This window comes from Streptomyces albidicamelliae (genome assembly GCF_025642175.1).
Taxonomy (GTDB): Bacteria; Actinomycetota; Actinomycetes; order Streptomycetales; family Streptomycetaceae; genus Streptomyces; species Streptomyces albidocamelliae.
In genome coordinates this window covers 2,923,190-2,941,941 of sequence record NZ_CP106795.1, presented here as the reverse complement: position 1 = coordinate 2,941,941, position 18,752 = coordinate 2,923,190, and the positions used below count along the sequence as shown (strand labels likewise).

Annotated in this window: 15 protein-coding genes and 1 pseudogene; 7 read left to right on the top strand and 9 right to left on the bottom strand. The window is 74.2% G+C overall.

All coding sequences use genetic code 11. The features are described 5' to 3' along the window. Positions 1-207 precede the first annotated feature (207 nt). A complete protein-coding gene (locus N8I86_RS13640) occupies positions 208-990 on the top strand; it encodes a sulfite exporter TauE/SafE family protein (protein ID WP_263277873.1) in 783 nt (260 codons plus the stop codon). A gap of 98 nt (positions 991-1,088) precedes the next feature. Here the strand turns inward: N8I86_RS13640 and N8I86_RS13635 are convergent, their stop codons facing one another. From N8I86_RS13635 to N8I86_RS13625, 3 genes are all read right to left on the bottom strand, one after another. Further along, on the bottom strand, positions 1,089-1,727 hold the full coding sequence (locus N8I86_RS13635) for a class F sortase (protein ID WP_263277871.1): 639 nt from the start codon (positions 1,725-1,727) through the stop codon (positions 1,089-1,091). Between the two features lie 118 nt (positions 1,728-1,845). Continuing rightward, positions 1,846-2,367 (bottom strand): hypothetical protein, encoded by a 522-nt coding sequence (locus N8I86_RS13630; protein ID WP_073893736.1) that lies wholly within the window; start codon positions 2,365-2,367, stop codon positions 1,846-1,848. Positions 2,368-2,741: 374 nt separating this feature from the next. Continuing rightward, a complete protein-coding gene (locus N8I86_RS13625; RefSeq protein WP_123437967.1) occupies positions 2,742-4,391 on the bottom strand; it encodes a M4 family metallopeptidase in 1,650 nt (549 codons plus the stop codon). 139 nt (positions 4,392-4,530) lie between these two features. On the opposite strand from N8I86_RS13625, the gene N8I86_RS13620 reads away from it, so the two are divergent. Continuing rightward, positions 4,531-4,959 (top strand): gamma-glutamylcyclotransferase family protein, encoded by a 429-nt coding sequence (locus N8I86_RS13620; RefSeq protein WP_263277870.1) that lies wholly within the window; start codon positions 4,531-4,533, stop codon positions 4,957-4,959. On the opposite strand, the gene N8I86_RS13615 is transcribed toward N8I86_RS13620, so the two are convergent. The 4 genes from N8I86_RS13615 to N8I86_RS13600 form a co-directional block, all read right to left on the bottom strand. After that, positions 4,946-5,791 (bottom strand): arylamine N-acetyltransferase family protein, encoded by an 846-nt coding sequence (locus N8I86_RS13615; RefSeq protein WP_263277869.1) that lies wholly within the window; start codon positions 5,789-5,791, stop codon positions 4,946-4,948. The two genes, N8I86_RS13620 and N8I86_RS13615, sit on opposite strands and share 14 nt — an antisense overlap. A gap of 56 nt (positions 5,792-5,847) precedes the next feature. Further along, entirely contained in the window at positions 5,848-6,249 is a 402-nt protein-coding gene (locus tag N8I86_RS13610; protein ID WP_263277868.1) for a molybdopterin dinucleotide binding domain-containing protein, read from the bottom strand. Beyond that, the gene (locus N8I86_RS13605; protein WP_263277867.1) at positions 6,195-8,465 is read right to left on the bottom strand and encodes a molybdopterin-dependent oxidoreductase; all 2,271 of its coding nucleotides are present in this window, start codon (positions 8,463-8,465) and stop codon (positions 6,195-6,197) included. The genes N8I86_RS13610 and N8I86_RS13605 overlap by 55 nt, the downstream gene beginning before the upstream one ends. A gap of 133 nt (positions 8,466-8,598) precedes the next feature. Then, complete coding sequence (locus N8I86_RS13600; protein WP_263277866.1) at positions 8,599-9,276, bottom strand: SanA/YdcF family protein; 678 nt, start codon at positions 9,274-9,276, stop codon at positions 8,599-8,601. A gap of 159 nt (positions 9,277-9,435) precedes the next feature. Here N8I86_RS13600 and N8I86_RS13595 point away from each other — a divergent pair, with 159 nt between their 5' ends. The 4 genes from N8I86_RS13595 (at position 9,436) to dnaG (ending at position 15,730) form a co-directional block, all read left to right on the top strand. After that, positions 9,436-10,290, top strand: a complete 855-nt coding sequence (locus N8I86_RS13595) for a sirohydrochlorin chelatase (protein ID WP_263277865.1) — start codon at positions 9,436-9,438, stop codon at positions 10,288-10,290. A gap of 798 nt (positions 10,291-11,088) precedes the next feature. Then, entirely contained in the window at positions 11,089-12,399 is a 1,311-nt protein-coding gene (locus tag N8I86_RS13590; RefSeq protein WP_263277864.1) for a deoxyguanosinetriphosphate triphosphohydrolase, read from the top strand. Positions 12,400-12,503: 104 nt separating this feature from the next. Then, a complete protein-coding gene (locus N8I86_RS13585) occupies positions 12,504-13,769 on the top strand; it encodes an NAD(P)/FAD-dependent oxidoreductase (protein ID WP_073893723.1) in 1,266 nt (421 codons plus the stop codon). A 47-nt stretch (positions 13,770-13,816) separates the two neighbouring features. After that, positions 13,817-15,730 (top strand): DNA primase, encoded by a 1,914-nt coding sequence (gene dnaG, locus N8I86_RS13580; RefSeq protein ID WP_073893721.1) that lies wholly within the window; start codon positions 13,817-13,819, stop codon positions 15,728-15,730. Here the strand turns inward: dnaG and N8I86_RS13575 are convergent. Together N8I86_RS13575 and N8I86_RS13570 are read right to left on the bottom strand one after the other, a co-directional pair. Beyond that, the gene (locus N8I86_RS13575) at positions 15,727-16,704 is read right to left on the bottom strand and encodes a nucleotidyl transferase AbiEii/AbiGii toxin family protein (protein ID WP_263277863.1); all 978 of its coding nucleotides are present in this window, start codon (positions 16,702-16,704) and stop codon (positions 15,727-15,729) included. The genes dnaG and N8I86_RS13575 overlap by 4 nt on opposite strands. After that, entirely contained in the window at positions 16,701-17,318 is a 618-nt protein-coding gene (locus tag N8I86_RS13570; RefSeq protein WP_263277862.1) for a hypothetical protein, read from the bottom strand. The genes N8I86_RS13575 and N8I86_RS13570 overlap by 4 nt, the downstream gene beginning before the upstream one ends. Before the next feature lie 111 nt (positions 17,319-17,429). On the opposite strand from N8I86_RS13570, the pseudogene N8I86_RS13565 reads away from it, so the two are divergent. Next, a pseudogene (locus N8I86_RS13565) lies at positions 17,430-18,723 on the top strand (RNA polymerase sigma factor); the annotation flags it as partial. Positions 18,724-18,752 lie beyond the last annotated feature (29 nt).

Sequence of the window (18,752 nt, the reverse complement as noted above, 5' to 3'; positions counted from 1 at the left end):
AGCATCACCTCTGTTTCCCAGCAGGAACGCTGCCCTCAGCGGCCGGCGGCGGGGGGTGTGAGGGACCGGGAGTGCTCGGCGGGCGGGGGTTGTGAGGGACCGGGGGCGCTCGGCTGCGGGCGGTGGGGTGCCGGGACCGGCCGCCCAGCCTCAGAAGCCGCTCAGATACATGGACGGCACACGCATCCTCTGCCTAGGGTCGCGATCATGCCCGACATACCCGTGGCCGTCGTCGCCCTGCTCTGTGTGGCCTCCCTCGCGGCCGGCTGGATCGACGCGGTGGTCGGCGGGGGCGGACTGCTGCTGTTGCCGGCCCTGCTGCTGGGCCTGCCCTCGGCCACCCCGGCCGCCGCGGCGCTGGGCACCAACAAGGCGATCGCGATCGTCGGCACCACGGGCGCCGCCGTGACCTACGCCCGCCGGGCGCCGGTGGACGTCGGCACGGCCGTGCGCATCGGCTTCGCCGCGCTGGCGGGTTCCTCGGCGGGCGCGTTCTTCGCGGCCGGGATGAGCACGGAGGTCCTCAAGCCGGTGATCATGGTGGTGCTGCTCGGGGTGGCCGCCTTCGTGATCCTGCGCCCCGCCTTCGGCACCGCCCCGGCCCTGGGCCCCGCCGGCCGGCGCCGCAAGCTCGCCGCGATCGGCCTGGCCGGCCTGGGCATCGGCTTCTACGACGGCCTGATCGGCCCCCGCACCGGCACGTTCCTGGTCCTCGCGCTGACCGCGGTCCTGCGCCTCGACCTGGTCAGCGCCTCCGCCACCGCGAAGATCGTCAACTGCTGCACCAACGCGGGCGCCCTGGCCATGTTCGCCTGGCAGGGCACGGTGCTGTGGCGTCTCGCGCTGCTGCTCGCCGTCTTCAACCTGGCGGGCGGCACGCTCGGCGCCCGCACCGCGCTCAAGCGCGGCAGCGGCTTCGTCCGGGTGGTCCTGCTGACGGTCGTCCTCGCCCTGGTGACGAACCTGGCCTACGAGCAGTGGGTCGCCTGACCGCGCGGCGCCCCCTCGGCGGTGAGGGCGGCGATGAGGGCGGCGGTGCGGGTCGGGGGTGCGGTCGGCGGATGACCGGCGGCGAGTCGGCCGAGAGGTCAGCGGGAGCCGGTGAGGTGGGCGAAGACGACCACGTTGCCCTGGTAGCCGGTGGCTCTCGAATAGCCGCCGCCGCAGGTGATGACGCGGAGTTCGGGGCGGGCGGCGGCGCCGTAGACCTTCTCGTCGGGGAAGTCGCGGGCGGAGTACACCTCGACCGCGTCCACCGTGAACACGGCCACGGAGCCGTCCCGGCGGTCCACCTCGATGCGGGCGCCGCGTCTGAGGGCGCCGAGGTCGTAGAAGACGGCGGGGCCGTCGGTGTTGTCGACGTGCCCGGCGAGGATCGCGGTGCCCGTCTCACCGGGCATGGTGCCGGCCTCGTACCAGCCGGCGAGGTTCTTCTGTGCCGCGGGCGGCGCGTCCAGGCTGCCGGACGGGGTGAGGGCCAGGCCCATCAGCGGGGCGTTCACGCGGATCGAGGGGATGCGGACCCGGGTCGGCGGGGACGGGGCGAGCGCCGGCGCCGCGAGCCGCTCGTCCGTCGGATCCGGCCGGCCCTCGGCCGCCGACGGCTGCGGTGGGGTGTGGGCGCCGGCACCGCCGCCGAGCAGCCACACCCCCGAACCGAGGGCCACGACGGTGACCGCGGCTATGGCGGTGTCGCCGAGCCGGTCGAACCTGGCTCTCGTGCGCATGCGAACCCCTCTCCCGGGGGCGGACCCCCGAAGGCCCTCCCCCTCCGGGCCGCGAGGGGCATCGGACCCGGAGGGGGTGGGACTGCGGTACCTGCGGACGGACAGCGGAGGGTGTCCGTCAGATCCCGTCGCCTCTCGCCCGGCGATGCAGGAGCCAGGTACCGCCCGCGGCGGCGACGGCCAGAGCCGCCACACCCGCCGTGGTCTGCGCGGGGTCGGTGCCGAGTGCGCCACCGACCCCCGTCTTCACGCTTCCTTTCGGCTGCACGCCGCCGGCCGCCTGCTCGTGCGCCGCGCTCAGCGCCACCACCAGGTCGCCCTTCATCTGCCGGTCGCCCTCCGCGCACTTGGCGACGATCTCGTACGTCCCCGGCTGCGCGCTCTCCGGCACCTTGAACTGGCCGATCGCCTCGCCCTCGTGGGTGCTGGGCGCCAGCGTGAAGGTGCCGGCGCCGACCGCGCCCGCGTCCCCGGTCGCGGAGCCCTTGTCGCCGCACGCGGCGGTGTTCACGGTGACCTGGGCACCCGGCGCGACCGTCGAGGGGTACACGTCCAGGCTGCCGGTGCCGGCGGCGTGGGCGGGTGCCGCGGCTGCCAAGGCGAGAGCGGTACCGGTCAGCAGACGGGCGGTGCGGCGCATGGTGCTCCCCGAAGCTTGTCCGACTCGTGCCCTTCCGAGGTAAGTGGCTCGGGGGCCCGTCCGCTTCCCGGGAGAACGCCGGGGATTGCGGAGAACGGGTGTCGGCCGAGCCCCCCGTACGGGCTAGCGCTTCCGGGGTTCGGGCAGGTCACGGGCGTGGGCGGGGGCTTCGGGAGGTTGCGGTATGAAAAGCACACGAATGGAGCGGTGGGCGCCGGTGAACGGGTGACGGGGCGTCAAGGGAACAGGACCACGCCTCCGCGGGCGCCCGGGACCGGCCGGGCACCCGCCCGCCGGCCGGGGGACGCCGAAGGCCGGGGGACACCGAAGGCCGGTGCCCGCGGGGGCACCGGCCTCGTGTCGTCGGCGACGGATCAGTTGACGTTGACCGCGCTCCACGCGGCGGCCACCGCGTTGTACTCGGCGCTCCCCGCGCCGTAGAGGTCCTTGGCCGCGTTGAGGGTGGCGGTCCTGGCCCCCGCGTAGTTCGTCGAGGAGGTCATGTAGACCGTCAGCGCCCGGTACCAGATCTTGCCGACCTTGTCCCGGCCGATGCCGGTGACGGTGGAGCCGTTGGCGGTCGGCGAGTCGTAGGAAACGCCGTTGATGGTCTTCGCGCCGCTGCCCTCGGCGAGGAGGTACGCGAAGTGGTTGGCGACGCCCGAGGAGTAGTGGACGTCGAGGTTGCCGACCGAACTGCTCCAGTAGTCGGCCGAGTTGCCGTCCTTCGACGGCTTGTCCATGTAGCGCAGCGCGGTCTTGCCGAAGCCGGAGCGGACGATCTTCTCGCCGATGAGGTAGTCACCGGTGTCGGAGGAGTTGTTCGCGTACCACTCGACCATCGTGCCGAGGATGTCGGAGGTGGCCTCGTTCAGGCCGCCGGACTCGCCCGAGTAGGTCAGCGCGGCCGACTTGGACGTCACGCCGTGGGTCATCTCGTGCCCGGCGACGTCGAGGGCGACCAGCGGGCCGAAGGTGGTCCCGTCCCCGTCGCCGTACGTCATGCAGAAGCAGCTGTCGTCCCAGAACGCGTTGTTGTAGTTGTTGCCGTAGTGGACGCGGTTGTAACTGCCCTTGCCGTCGCCCGCGATGCCGTTGCGGCCGTGGACGTTCTTGTAGTAGTCCCAGGTCTCGTTCGTGCCGTACTGGGCGTCGACGGCGGCCGAGGAGCGGTCGGCGGTGGTGCCGGTGCCCCAGTGGTTGTCGGCGTCCGTGAACAGGGTCGCGGGCGCGCGGCTGAAGCAGATGCCGAAGATGCACAGGTCGGTCTTGTTGGCCGCGTCACCGGTGTAGGTGTTGCCGCGGGTCGGGTCCTTGAGCTGGTACGCCGATCCCGACTGGGTGGTCTCCAGCGCGACGGTGCCGCCGTACAGGGACTTGCCGTCGCCGGTGGCCGTCTCGATGGTGTCCCACGCGTCGATCCGGGCGCCGGTGCGCGCGTCGGTCAGCACGGTGCGGCCGACCGGGTTGCCGAGCGAGTCGAGGCCGGCGGCGTCGGTGCGCCAGGCGAGCCTCGGCGCGCCGTGCAGGGCGTCGACCACCAGCTGCGGCTTGGCCTTCACCTGCTTCAGCTTCTCGCCGAGGTTGGCCGCGCGCAGGGCGTTCACCGCGAGGTCGGCGGCCTTCTGGCCGGAGATCTTCGGGACCACCGAGGCCAGGGATATCCGGCCGCGGGTCGCCCGGTCGGCGCTGCGGTAGCCGCCGTCCGCCGTCAGGTGGACGACGAAGTCACCGCCCAGCACGGGCAGTCGGTGGTAGGTGCGGTCGTAACGGACGTGCTGGGTGCCGTCCTTGTCCACGATCACGTCCCGCACGCTGGTGTCCTCGGCGGAGGTGAGGCCGAGGCCGGCGGCGTGGGCGAGCAGGGCCGAGGCCGCGTTCTGGATCGCGGTGGCCCGGGTCGGTCTGCCGTCGGCGTGGGCGGCGGGGGCGAGAGCGGTGACCATCAGGGCCGCCGTGCCGACGGCGACACCGGTGGTGGCGAGACGACGGGTTCCTCGGACGTGCTGACGTATCCGGCTCATCAGTCTCCTTGGGGAGGCGCCAGGTTGGAGGTGGGGGTGGCGCTGGCAACCCCTGAGATTTAAGGGGCCATGACATGTCATGTCCATAGGGCGTTCATGGAGATGTGTGGGGAGGCGGCGGGGGTACAGAATCGTTTCCGTGATCACTGAGGACCCCGAGCCGCTCCCCTTCTTCGTGTACGGCACCCTCCGCCCCGGCGAGGCGAACCACGATCTCTTCCTGCGCGGCCGGACCTCGGCGGAGGAACCGGGCCGCCTCCCGGGCGCCGTGCTGTACGACGGCCCCGGCTACCCGTACGCCGTCGAGCGGCCCGGTGACGAGGTGCGGGGAGAACTGGTGACCGCCCGCCCCGAGGCGTACGCGGACCTGCTGGCCGCCCTGGACCGGCTGGAGGAGTACGTGCCGGGCGACCCGCACAACCTGTACCTGCGCGTCGCCCGGGACGTCGTGCGCGCCGACGGCGGTACCGTCCGCGCCTGGGTCTACCTGGCCGCCCCGAGGGTGGCCGCCCGGCTGCGCGCCCGCGGCACCCGTATCGAGGGCGGCGACTGGCTCAGCCGCCGCTGAGCCGGCCCAGCAGCTCCAGCCCCTCGGGCACCTCGATCCCGAACTCCTCCGCCACCACGCGCCGTGCCTCCGCCTCGCCGGCCAGCTCGCGCACGGCCACCGTGCCGTCGGCGCGGGTCTCCGTCAACCGGGCTCCGTCCAGGGCGAGATGACGCTCGGCGGTGGTCCGCTGAAGGTACGGCCGGCGGGTGAACGGGGAGCGCGGGTTGCTGCCGACGTGCCAGTTGAACACCTCGAAGTCGGCGGCCGTGAACGGCTCCAGCGTGAACGCGTACTGGCTCACCCAGTCCCGCGCCACCCCGTCGTACGCCTGCAACGCCCACAGTTCCAGCGGCCCCTCGTGCGGCAGGCGCGTGAAGCGGTGCCGGCGTCCGCCGTCCTCGAACTCCTCGCCGACGGTCAGCGGCACCGGCGCCAGCAGCGCCCCGATCGCCCCGAAACCGACATCGGCCAGATACGGCAGCGGCTCGCCCGGCACCTCGACCCGGAGCATCGCGTGCGTACGCGGCCGGCTCTCCGGGGTGTCCGCCCCCAGCACCACCCGGCCCGCCAGCGGGGTCACCCGGAAACCGAGCGCCTCCAGCGCCAGCCGCAGCAGGGTGTTGTGCTCGTAGCAGTAGCCGCCGCGCCGCCCGTGGACCATCTTGGCCACCACGTCGGCGGGTTCCAGCGACGGGACCCTGCCGGACACCGGGTCCAGGTTCTCGAAGGGCAGCGCCAGGGCGTGCGCCAGATGCACCCCGCGCAGCGTCGCCAGGTCGGCCCGTGCGCCGCCCGCCCAGCCGATGCGCTCCAGATAGGCGTCGAGGTCGAACTTCTCCCGGTCGGACATACCGCGAATCTACGCGTGCCCCCCCGGCCCCGCACCGGCCCGGAGACCGAACCGGCCTACTCCTCAGGTCCCAGGACCTCCACCCGCACCGCGCACGACTTGAACTCCGGCATCCGGGACGTCGGATCCAGCGCGGGGTTGGTGAGGGTGTTGGCGCGGCCCTCGCCGGGCCAGTGGAAGGGCATGAAGACGGTGTCCGGACGGATGGCGGTGGTGATCCGCGCGGGCGCCACCGCCCGGCCCCGCCGGGAGACCACCGCGAGCCGGTCGCCCTCCGCCGCCCCCAGCCGGGCGGCGAGGCGCGGATGCAGTTCCACGAACGGGCCGGGGGCCGCCGCGTTCAGCTCCGCCACCCGCCGGGTCTGCGCCCCCGACTGGTACTGCGCCACCACCCGGCCGGTGGTCAGCAGCAGCGGGTACGCGCCGTCCGGTTCCTCGGCCGCCGCCCGGTGGGCCACGGCGACGAACCGGGCCCGGCCGTCGGGCGTCGCGAAACGGTCAAGGAACAGCCGCGGCGTGCCGGGATGCACGGCGGCCCCGGCCGGCCGCGCCGGGACCCCTGCGCCTCACGAGCCTCCGGCCGCGCATGGCCTTCCGGTCCCGTCAGTCCCGCCCGGCCCGACGACGCCTCGTGAGCCTCCGGCCGCGCCTGGCCTTCCGGTCCCTTCAGTCCCGCGTGGCCCGCCGACGCCTCGCGGGCCTCCGGCCGCGCCTGGCCTTCCGGTCCCGTCAGTCCCGTCCGGCCCGACGACGCCTCACGGGCCTCCGGCCGCGCCTGGCCTTCCGGCCCCGTCAGTCCCGCGTGGCCCGTCGACGCCTCGCGAGCCTCCGGCCGATGATCCTCCGGCCCCGTCAGTCCCGCGTGGCCCGACGACGCCTCACGGGCCTCCGGCCGCGCCTGGCCTTCCGGCCCTGTCAGTCCCGCGTGGCCCGCCGACGCCTCGCGAGCCTCCAGCGACTCAGGACCCTCCGGCCCTTCACCCACCGGTCCCCTCAGCCCCGCCTGGCCCGTCGGCGCCTCACGAGCCTCCGGCCCCTCATGCCCCCCGGAAACCTCATGGACCTCAGGAGTCTCCGGGCACGGCCAGAAGACCCCGTTCTCCTCCACGAGGCGGCGGTAGGTGATGCCCGAGTAGTCGGCCGGGCCGCCCGCGCTCGCCCGGCGCAGCTCGCCGAAGACCTCCTCCGTGTCGGTGGGGAAGCCCTTCTCCACCCCGAGCCGGCCGGCCAGCTCGTGCAGGACGAACAGGTCGCTGCGCACACCCGGCGGGGGAGCGACCGCCCGCCGGCGCAGCAGCACCCTGCCCTCCAGGCTGGTCGTGGTGCCCGTCTCCTCCGCCCACTGCGTCACCGGCAGCACCACGTCCGCCAGCTCCGCCGTCTCCGACAGCACCACGTCCGCCACCGCGAGGAAGTCCAGGGAGCGCAGCCGCTCCTCGACATGGGCCGCGTGCGGCGCCGACACCACCGGGTTCGAGCCCATCAGCAGCAGGGCCCGGATGTCCGTGCCGAGCGCGTCGAGGAGTTCGTAGGCGCTGCGCCCGGGCCCCGGCAGGCTGTCCGGGTCCACGCCCCACACCCCGGCCACGTGCCGCCGGGCCACCGGGTCGTCCAGCTTGCGGTAGCCGGGCAACTGGTCGGCCTTCTGGCCGTGTTCCCGGCCGCCCTGCCCGTTGCCCTGCCCGGTCAGGCAGCCGTACCCGGACAGCGGGCGGCCCGCCCGGCCGGTCGCCAGGCACAGGTTGATCCACGCGCCCACCGTGTCCGTGCCCTTCGCCTGCTGCTCGGGCCCGCGCGCGGTGAGCACCATCGCCGACTCGGGCTCGCAGAACATGCGCACCGCCTGCCGCAGCTCGGGAACGGACACCCCCGTGATCCGTTCCACGTACTCCGGCCAGTGCGCCATCGCCGCCGCCCGGGCCTCCTCCCAGCCGGTGGTCCGCTCCCGGACGAACCGCTCGTCCGTCCGCCCCTCGGCGACCACCAGGTGCAGCAGCCCCAGGGCGAGGGCGAGATCGGTGCCGGGGCGCGGCGCGAGATGCAGATCGGCCTGCTCGGCGGTCCTGGTACGGCGCGGATCGACGACGATCAGCGTGCCGCCGTTCTCCCGCAGCTCGGTGAAGAAGCGCAGCGACGGCGGCATGGTCTCGGCCAGGTTCGAGCCGACGAGGATCACGCACCCGGTCCTCGGGACGTCCTCCAGCGGGAACGGCAGCCCGCGGTCGAGCCCGAACGCCCTCGTCCCCGCGGCCGCGGCCGAGGACATGCAGAAGCGCCCGTTGTAGTCGATCTGCGAGGTACCGAGCACCACCCGCGCGAACTTGCCGAGCGCGTACGCCTTCTCGTTGGTGAGCCCGCCCCCGCCGAACACCCCGAGCGCGTCGGCGCCGTGCTCCCGCCGCGTCCGTCCGAGCCGGTCCGCGATCAGGTCCAGCGCCTCGCCCCAGCCCGCCTCCACCAGCCGCCCGCCCGACCGCACCAGCGGAGTGGTCAGCCGCACCGCGGGCGACAGTACCTGGGCGGCCGTACGGCCCTTGCCGCACAGCGCCCCCCGGTTGACCGGGAAGTCCGGCCGCTCGGAGACCTCGGCGCCCCCCTGCGGCAGGGGCCTGACCGTCATCCCGCACTGCAGGGCGCAGTACGGGCAGTGGGTGGGCGTCGAGGTGTTCTCCATGCCGCCCAGCCTGCGCGGACCGTGTTACGGGCCGTGCCCGTCCCCGGTTACACCGCCGGGACGGTCACCTCCCCGCGCCCGATCGGCCACCGTGAGGGCCGCCCCGCGCACCCCGCCGGCCCGGCGGTGCGGGTCACCGGCCGGCCGCCAGCGCCCGGCTCACGCCCCGCTCCTTCGGGCCCAGGAACCGCGGGTCCGGGCGGAGCACCGCGTCCAGCGCCGCCTTGCCCGCCGCGAAGACCTCGCGCGTGCCGCCGTAGTACCAGGTCACGTCGTGCTTGGCGGCGACCCCGACCCCGTACGAGTCGATCCCCGCGGCCTCGCACAGCGCCACCGCCCGCCGGATGTGGAAGTCCTGACTGATCAGCACGGCCCGGTCCACCCCGAAGATCTTCCGGGCCCGCACACAGGAGTCCCAGGTGTCGAATCCGGCGTAGTCGCTGACGATCCTCGTGCCCGGCACCCCGTGCCGGGTGAGGTAGGCGCGCATCGCGTCGGGCTCGTCGTAGTCCTCGCGGCTGTTGTCGCCGGTGACCAGGACGACCTCGATGCGGCTCGCCCGGTACAGCTTCGCCGCCGCGTCCAGCCGGTGCGCGAGGTACGGCGACGGCTCCCCGTTCCACAGCCCGGCGCCGAACACCACCGCCACCGGTGTGCGCGGCGCGTCCGCCGTCGTCCGCAGCCGGTCCGCCGTGGACACGTACAGCCAGGTCGCCGGCAGCAGCGCCAGCACGCACGCGGCCATCACCGACTGCACCAGCCGCCGCTGCCCGGCGCGGGTGCGCGGCAGCCGCGGTCGACGGATCTTCATGGCGTCCCCCGGAGAAAGTGATCGGTTCCCACCGGGGAGGACGCCCCCACCACCGGACCGGTTCACCTCACGTCCCGCATCCGCGCACCGTGAAGCCACGGAAAACACCCGTGACGGCCCGGCAACGGGGCCGCAACCTCGGCCCGCCAGGATCCTTCCATGACGGCGTCGCACCCTCCCCGCTCCGAGTCCCTCCACCACCTCGAAAGCACGGCGCACCTCATGGACAGCATCAGCAGCCAGCTGGCCGGCCGGCTCCGGCTCGTCTCCCCGGTCGGCCGCCGCCGCCCGACCCCGCCCGCCCTCGTCCTGGTCGCGCACGGCAGCCGCGACTCCCGCGCGGCGGTCACGGTGGGGGCCCTGCGGGACCGGGTCCGCGAGCTGCGCCCCGGCCTCTCCGTCCACCTGGGGCACATCGAGCTGAACGAGCCGCTGCTCCCGGACACCCTCGCCGCGCTCGGGTACAGCCCCGCCGTCCTCGTCCCCCTCCTCCTCGGCCGCGGCTACCACGTCAAGCAGGACATCCCCGCCATGGCCGCCGCCGCGGCCGGCCGCACCCGCGTGGCCGCCCCGCTCGGCCCGCACCCGCTCCTCGTCGAGACCCTGTACGACCGCCTGACCGAGGCCGGCTGGCAGCCCGACCCCGACCCGGCCGTCCGCCGCACGAGCGCGGTCGTCCTGGCCGCTGCGGGCTCCCGCGACCCCGAGTCGGCGGCCGACACCGCCCGCACCGCCCGCCTCCTGGCCGACCGCCTCGGCGTGCCCGTGGTCCCCGCGTACGCCTCCGCCGCCGCACCGACCGTCGAGGCGGCCCTGCGCACGCTGGCGGCCCGCGGCCGGCACCGGGTGGCGGTCGCGTCCTGCTTCACCGCCCCCGGCCGCTTCGCCACCCAGTGCGCGGCGGCGGCCCCCTGGATCGCCTCCGCCCCCCTCGGCGACCACCCGGCGATGGCCCGCCTGATCCTGCACCGCTACGACCGCGCCCTCACCACCCCGCACACAGAAGCCGCCTGATCCCGCGCGGGGACCGTTTCGGCGCCGGCCGGTCCGATCGTGCACCGCCGTGCCCGCGGCTTCACCGCACCGCGGAGGCCGCCGGTTCCCTCGCGGCAGCGCGCGCACCGGGTCGTCCCGCCCGCGCGGCGACCGTCCGCCGCCGGGCGGCCTGATCCTGCACCGCTACGACCGCGCCCTCACCACCCCGCACACAGAAGCCGCCTGATTCCGCGCGGCGACCGTTTCGGCGCCGGCCGGTCCGATCGTGCACCGCCGTGCCCGCGGCACCGCGGAGGCCGCCGGTTCCCTCGCGGCAGCGCGCGCACCGGGTCGTCCCGCCCGCGCGGCGACCGTCCGCCGCCGGGCGGCCTGATCCTGCACCGCTACGACCGCGCCCTCACCACCCCGCACACAGAAGCCGCCTGATTCCGCGCGGCGACCGTTTCGGCGCCGGCCGGTCCGATCGTGCACCGCCGTGCCCGCGGCACCGCGGAGGCCGCCGGTTCCCTCGCGGCAGCGCGCGCACCGGGTCGTCCCGCCCGCGCGGCGACCGTCCGCCGCCGGGCGGCCTGATCCTGCACCGCTACGACCGCGCCCTCACCACCCCGCACACAGAAGCCGCCTGATCCCGCGTGGTACGGCGTGCGTGGGGCGTCTCGGTCCGCTGGGCGGATGGCCTGCCTGATCCTGCACCGCCGGAGCGGCCGGGCCGGGACCTCCGGTACCCGGTGTCCGGCACCGGGTCCTCGGCGTCCGGCACCCCGGTGGGTACCCGGTCGCACCCCGAATGTCACCGGCGCCGCTTACTGTCGAGGCATGGAAGGCACCGCAGGCACCGCAGGCACCGCAGCAGTCACCGGCACCGCATCCGCCCCGGCGTACGACCCGGCGTCGGCCGACCGCTGGGCGCCGGAGCCCGACAAGCGCCCCGGCCGCACCGCCTTCCAGCGCGACCGCGCCCGCATCCTGCACTCGGCCGCCCTGCGCCGCCTCGCCGGCAAGACCCAGGTGGTGACCCCGGGCACCCGCACCCGGGCCTGGGACGCCAGCCCCCGCACCCGGCTCACCCACTCCCTGGAATGCGCGCAGGTAGGACGGGAGCTGGGCTTGGCCCTCGGCTGCGCCCCCGACCTGGTCGAGGCGGCCTGCCTCGCCCACGACCTCGGCCACCCGCCCTTCGGGCACAACGGCGAACAGGCGCTGAACCTGTTCGCCGCGGACTGCGGCGGCTTCGAGGGCAACGCCCAGTCCCTGCGGCTCCTCACCCGCATCGAGCCCAAGCGCTTCACCCCGGAGGGCTCCGTCGGCCTCAACCTCACCCGCGCCACCCTCGACGCGGCCACCAAGTACCCCTGGCCGCGCGGCGCCCACCCCACCGACCCGGCGTCGGTGAAGTTCGGCGTGTACGAGGACGACCGCCCGGTCTTCGACTGGGTCAGGGCGCACGCCCCCGGCACCCGCACCTGCTTCGAGGCCCAGGTCATGGACTGGTCGGACGACGTGGCCTACTCGGTGCACGACGTCGAGGACGGGCTGCACGCCGGCCACATCGACCCCGACTGCCTGCACGCCGAACCCGAGCGGCAGGCCGTGTTCGAGGTCGCCCTCGGCCGCTACGTCCCCGCCGGCACCGACCCGGCCGAGCTCGCCGCGGCCCTCGACCGCCTCCAGGACCAGGACTGGTGGCCGCACGGCTACGACGGCACGGCGGTCGCGCAGGCCCGCCTCAAGGACGCCACCAGCCAGCTCATCGGCCGGTTCTGCCTGGCCGCCGAGGGCGCCACGCGCGCCGCGTACGGCACCGGCCGGCTCACCCGGTACGGCGCCGAACTCGTCGTACCCCGCGAGACCCGCATGGAGTGCGCGGTGCTCAAGGCGGTCGCCGACCGGTACGTCATGCAGCGCGCCGAGCAGGAACTGCTGCGCGCCGACCAGCGGGTGATCGTCGCGGAACTGGCCGAGGCCCTCACCGCCCGCGCGCCCGAGGGCCTCGACCCGCAGTTCCGCGCCCTGTTCGACGCGGCACCCGGCGACCTGGCGCGCAAGCGGGTGATCGTGGACCAGATCGCCTCCCTCACGGACGCCTCGGCCCGCTCCCTGCACGCCAGACTGACAGGGCATATCTGAGCGGAATGTGACCCGGGCTGGCCTGATCGGGTCACTCCCTCTTCCCGCAGCACGCCGGGTGCGGGACGCTCGCATGTGGCGGCACCCTTACGAGGAGGCATCAAGTGGTCGACGCGGATCAGACATTCGTCATCGTCGGAGGCGGCCTGGCCGGCGCCAAGGCGGCGGAGACGCTCCGTGCGGAGGGCTTCACCGGCCGGGTGATACTGATCTGCGACGAGCGCGACCACCCCTACGAGCGCCCCCCGCTCTCCAAGGGCTACCTGCTCGGCAAGGAGGAGCGCGACAGCGTCTTCGTGCACGAGCCCGCCTGGTACGCGCGGAACGACATCGAGCTGCACCTCGGCCAGACCGTCGACCGCATCGACCGTACGGCGAAGACCGTCCGCTTCGGAGACGACGGCACCCTCGTCCGCTACGACAAACTGCTCATCGTCACCGGCGCCGAACCCCGCCGCCTCGACATCCCCGGCACCGACCTCGCCGGCGTCCACCACCTGCGCCGGCTCGCCCACGCCGAGCGCCTCAAGGGCGTACTGACCTCCCTCGGCCGGGACAACGGCCACATCGTGATCGCCGGCGCCGGCTGGATCGGTCTGGAGGTCGCGGCGGCGGCACGCGAGTACGGCGCCGAGGTCACGGTGATCGAACCGGCCCCGACCCCGCTGCACGGCGCCCTCGGGCCCGAGCTGGGCAACGTCTTCGCCGAGCTGCACCGCGAGCGCGGCGTCCGCTTCCACTTCGGCGTCCAGCTCACCGAGATCGTCGGCCAGGACGGCATGGTCCTCGCCGCCCGCACCGACGACGGCGAGGAGCACCCGGCGCACGACGTCCTCGCGGCGATCGGCGCGGCTCCCCGCACCGGCCTCGCGGAGGCGGCGGGACTGGAGATCGCCGACCGGGCACACGGCGGCGGCATCGTCGTCGACGAGCGGCTGCGCACCTCCGACCCCGACATCTACGCCGCCGGTGACGTCGCGTCCTTCCCGCTCGCCCTGTTCGGCACCCGGCTGCGCGTCGAGCACTGGGCGAACGCGCTGAACGGCGGCCCGGCCGCCGCCCGCGCGATGCTCGGCAAGGACGTCACCTACGACCGGGTGCCCTACTTCTTCACCGACCAGTACGACCTGGGCATGGAGTACAGCGGGTGGGCGCCGCCGGGGTCGTACGACGAGGTGGTGATCCGCGGCGACGCCGGAAAGCGCGAGTTCATCGCGTTCTGGGTGCGTCAGGGCCACGTGCTCGCCGGGATGAACGTGAACGTGTGGGATGTCACAGAACCCATCCAGAAACTGATCCGGGCCGGTGCGCCGGTGGACCTCGACGCGCTGGCCGACCCGCACGTACCCCTCGACAGCCTCGCCCCGTGAGCTCCGCGCGCGCGGGGACTGTCACACCACCCCCGTAGAATTCATCCGTGGCAGGACGGATCAACGACGAGGACGTGAAGGCGGTTCGGGACGCGGTCCCGATCGACGCCGTGGTCTCCGAGTACCTCCAGCTGCGCAACGCGGGCGGCGGCAACCTCAAGGGCCTGTGCCCGTTCCACGACGAGAAGTCGCCGTCCTTCCAGGTCAGCCCCAGCAAGGGACTCTTCCACTGCTTCGGCTGCCAGGAGGGCGGCGACACCCTCACCTTCGTGATGAAGGTGGACCACCTCTCCTTCTCGGAGGCGGTCGAGCGGCTGGCCGCCCAGGCCGGCATCACCCTGCGCTACGAGGAGGGCGGGTACAACCCGGCCCACCAGCGCGGCGAGCGCATCCGCCTGGTCGAGGCGCACAAGATCGCCGCCCAGTGGTACGCCGAGCAGCTCGCCACCAGCCCCGAGGCCGAGACCGGCCGGATCTTCCTCGCCGAGCGCGGCTTCGACCAGGCCGCCGCCGTCCACTTCGACGTCGGCTACAGCCCCCAGGGCTGGGACCACCTCACCCGCTACCTGCGCGGCAAGGGGTTCACCGACAAGGAGCTGGTCCTGTCCGGGCTGTCCCAGGAGGGCCGCCGCGGCCCCATCGACCGGTTCCGGGGCCGCCTGATGTGGCCCATCCGCGACATCGGCGGCGAGGTCGTCGGCTTCGGCGCCCGCAAGCTGTACGAGGCGGACAACGGCCCGAAGTACCTGAACACGCCCGAGACGGCGATCTACCGCAAGAGCCAGGTGCTGTACGGCATCGACCTGGCGAAGAAGGACATCGCCAAGGCCAGCCGGGCCGTCGTCGTCGAGGGCTACACCGACGTCATGGCCTGTCACCTGGCCGGTGTCACGACGGCCATCGCGACCTGCGGCACGGCCTTCGGCGGCGAGCACATCAAGATCCTGCGCCGGCTGCTGATGGACAACGGCTCGGCCCGGGTGATCTTCACCTTCGACGGCGACGCGGCCGGCCAGAAGGCGGCCCTGCGCGCCTTCGAGGACGACCAGAAGTTCGCCGCGGAGACGTACATCGCGATCGCGCCCGACGGCATGGACCCCTGCGACCTGCGTCTGGCCAAGGGCGACGAGGCGGTCACCGACCTGGTGGAACCCCGCACGCCGCTGTTCGAGTTCGCGCTCCGCCAGATCGTGCGCCGCTACGACCTCGACACCCCGGCCGGCCGGGCCGCCGCCCTGGACGAGGCCGCGCCGATCGTCGCCCGCATCAAGAACAGCGGCGCCCAGCACGAGGTCGCCGTGGAACTCGCCGGCATGCTCGGCATCCTCGACACCCAGTTCGTGGTCCGGCGCGTGGCCCAGCTCGCCCGCTGGGCCCGCGACCGGGGCGGCAAGGGCCCGGCTCCGCAGCAGGGTACGGGCCGCCCGGCCGACCAGCAGTGGGCCGGAGCCCCGCGGCCCGCGAGTTCCGGGCCGGCCCTCACCCTGCGCAACCCCGTCTACGCCGCCGAGCGCGAACTGCTCAAACTCGCCCTGCAGCGGCCCGAGCTGGTCTCCCCGGCCTTCGACGCCTACGGCGTGGACGAGTTCACCGCCCCGCCCTACGCCGCCGTCCGCCAGGCCGTCGCGGAGGCGGGCGGCGCCGAGTTCGGCGTGACCGACGCGCAGGAGTACCTGGTCCGCGTCCGTGAGGCCGCGCCCGACGACGCCGTCCGCGCGATGGTCACCGAGCTGGCCGTCGAGCCGATCCTGCGCCGCACGGTCGACGAGACCTACGCCGGCACGGTCCTCGTGCAGATCCGCCGCCGGGCCGTGGAGCGCCGCATCCGGGACATCCAGTCCCAGCTGACCCGCCTGGCCACCGGCGGCGACCCCGCCCAGCTGGCCGCCGTGCAGAACGAGCTGTGGGTCCTCCAGCAGTACGACCAGACGCTGCGCGAGCGGGGCGCGCAGGCGCTCTAGCCGGCCTCGGGCGGGAACGCCGGCGTGACCGCCCGCACCAGCCGCTCGGCGAACTCCCGCTCCCGGTCGGCGAACTGCGGGTACTCGGTGACGAAGTGCTCCCACTCGACGTACCCGACCGCCTCCACGACGTCCGCGAGGAGCACGTCCTCGCGGTACGGGTACGGCCACTCGCCCGACAGCCGGAACACCTCGCGCAGCAGCTCGTGCCGCAGCGGGTGGCGCTCGGCGAGCAGAACGGCGTCGTAGAGGTCCTTGCCCTGGGCGTGCACGTCGTTGACCAGCCACATGAGCTTCCAGGCGAGCGACAGCGCGGGCGTCGCGCCGAGCAGCGTGCCGCCCGGCAGCCGGACCGGCTCGGGCTCCCCGGGCAGCGGCTCGTTGAAGACGAAGTCGAGCTGGACGTGCCCGCCCGGCAGCGCGGGCGCCGACCAGGGCAGGACCATGCGGCGGCCGGGCACCCGGTCGTAGGTCCAGATGTCCTCCACGACCGCGTCCCGCGCCGAGAAGCGCACGTCCCCGGCGCGGGAAGCGGCCGCCCGGGCGATCCCGTCGAGCATCCGCGCCGTCCGGTCCTCCTCGATCCGCCACGCGGCCGGTACGACGACGAAGTCCAGGTCACCGGGCTCGCGCGCGGCCTGCCCGAACCACACCGACATCAGCGCACTGCCGCGCAGCACCAGCGCACCGGCCCACTCGGAACCGGCGATCGCGGCCAGCACCTCGTCCAGCGCCGTCCGCCGGGCCGTGTGCCAGGCCGCGCCGAGCGCCGGGTCGGCGAAGACGGGATCGGTGGCCCGGTAGGCGTTCCGGTAGTGCTTGAGGGCCGGTTCGAACACGGGCCGCTGGGTGACGCCGTCGCCGGGCACCCAGGTCAGGGTGCGGGGCAGGTCGTTCGCCCGCCGGGCCGCCTCGTCCGGCGGCTCGGGGGGAAGCTCCCCACCGCGCCACAGGGCTCGCCAGGTCTCGCTCATCCGGACACCTCCCGCTCCTCGATCCATCCGTCGTCCACCGACTCGTCGCTGTCGTACAGGACGAACTCCCGCTCCACGCCGAGGACGTCGAGCCCCTCCAGCTCCGCGAGCAGCCGCCCCAGGGCCCGTTCGGCCGCCGCGTCCGTGACGCCACGGCAGCGCTGCGTCACGAACCGCTCGTGCCGTCCGCCGTCGCGCACCCGCCGCGCGTTCCACGACAGGTGCGCGCCGTGCGGCACGACCCGCGCGGCGAGCGCGCCGAGGTCGGTGCCGGCGTCGAGCAGCAGCTTGGCGTGGTGCTCGAAGTACTGTCCGCCCCCGCACGGTCCGGCCGGCACCTCCGGCGCCCAGGGCACCGACTCGGTCTTCACCCGCACCGGTGCGAAGCCGGCCGACCGCAGCGCCGCCACCGTGACGGCCGCGCGGGCGGACTCCTCGGCGTACGAGGACGAGCCGGCGAGGGTGAGCATCGGCTGGTGCCGCATCCGGCCGCGGGCCAGCACGATGTGCGTCAGCTTGAGTCCGGATGCGTCCGCCCAGCCGCGCAGCCGCTCGGCCTCGGCGGTGTCGTCGCAGCGGACGGTCACATGGGTTTCGTACAGAAGTCCGGACACCCGGGGATCGTCCCAGATCAGGGCCGGGTACGGCGCCCGCTTTTCCGGTGCCGGTCACCAGCCGGTCACGGTCCGGACGCAAAAAGTCACCGCACGCCCCTCGTGGCGGGGATGTGTCGTACTCCACACTGGGGGCGGTGCCCGAGTCCTCGGAGCGCAGGCCGTCGACTCTCCGCCCCCGAAGTGCCGCTGCCGCACACCTTCGGCAGCGATCATCCTGGAGGTCGCCCCCGTGCAGACCCAGACCCTCAGCCAGTCCGATGGCAACACCGGTGCCACCGGCACCACCGGCACCTCCGCGGACGAGCCGGACGCGGAGACGGACGTCCTCGTGGCCGTGCCCCCGCAGGGCCGTGGCGGCCTGCACGCGGAGACGGCGCCCGCCGACCCGGGGGAGCCGCCCGCCGAGGAGCTCACGGAGGACTCCGGGGAACCGGAGGAGTCCGGGGAGCCCGAGGAGAGCGCCGGACCCGCCGCGGCGCGGGCCGCCGCCCGGGCCGAGTCCGGTGGCCCCTCGGCCGATCTGTTCCGCCAGTACCTGCGCGAGATCGGCCGCATCCCGCTGCTCACCGCCGCCGAGGAGGTCGAACTCGCCCGCCGGGTGGAGGCCGGCCTGTTCGCCGAGGAGAAGCTGAGCAACACCCCCGACCTGGACAGCCAGTTGGCGAACGACCTGGACCGGCTCGTGGTCCTGGGCCGGATGGCCAAGCGCCGGCTCATCGAGGCCAACCTGCGGCTCGTGGTCTCCGTCGCCAAGCGGTACGTCGGCCGCGGCCTGACCATGCTCGACCTCGTCCAGGAGGGCAACCTGGGCCTCATCCGGGCCGTGGAGAAGTTCGACTACGCGCGCGGCTACAAGTTCTCCACCTACGCCACCTGGTGGATCCGCCAGGCCATGTCCCGGGCCCTCGCCGACCAGGCCCGCACCATCCGCGTCCCGGTCCACGTCGTGGAGCTGATCAACCGGGTGGTCCGCGTCCAGCGGCGCATGCTCCAGGAGCGGGGCTACGAGCCGACGCCGGAGGAGGTCGCCGCCCATCTGGAGCTGCCGCCGGAGCGGGTCGGCGAGGTGCTGCGCCTCGCCCAGGAGCCGGTGTCGCTGCACGCGCCGGTGGGCGAGGAGGACGACGTGGCCCTCGGCGACCTCATCGAGGACGGCGACGCCGCCAGCCCGGTGGAGTCGGCCGCGTTCCTGCTGCTGCGCGAGCACCTGGAGGCGGTGCTGTCCACGCTCGGTGAGCGCGAGCGCAAGGTGGTGCAGCTGCGCTACGGACTCATCGACGGCCGGCCGCGGACGCTGGAGGAGATCGGCCGGCTGTTCGGGGTGACCCGGGAGCGGATACGGCAGATCGAGTCCAAGACGCTGAACAAGCTCCGGGACCACGCCTTCGCGGACCAGCTGAGGGCTACCTCGACTGAGTCCGGCCGCCGGGG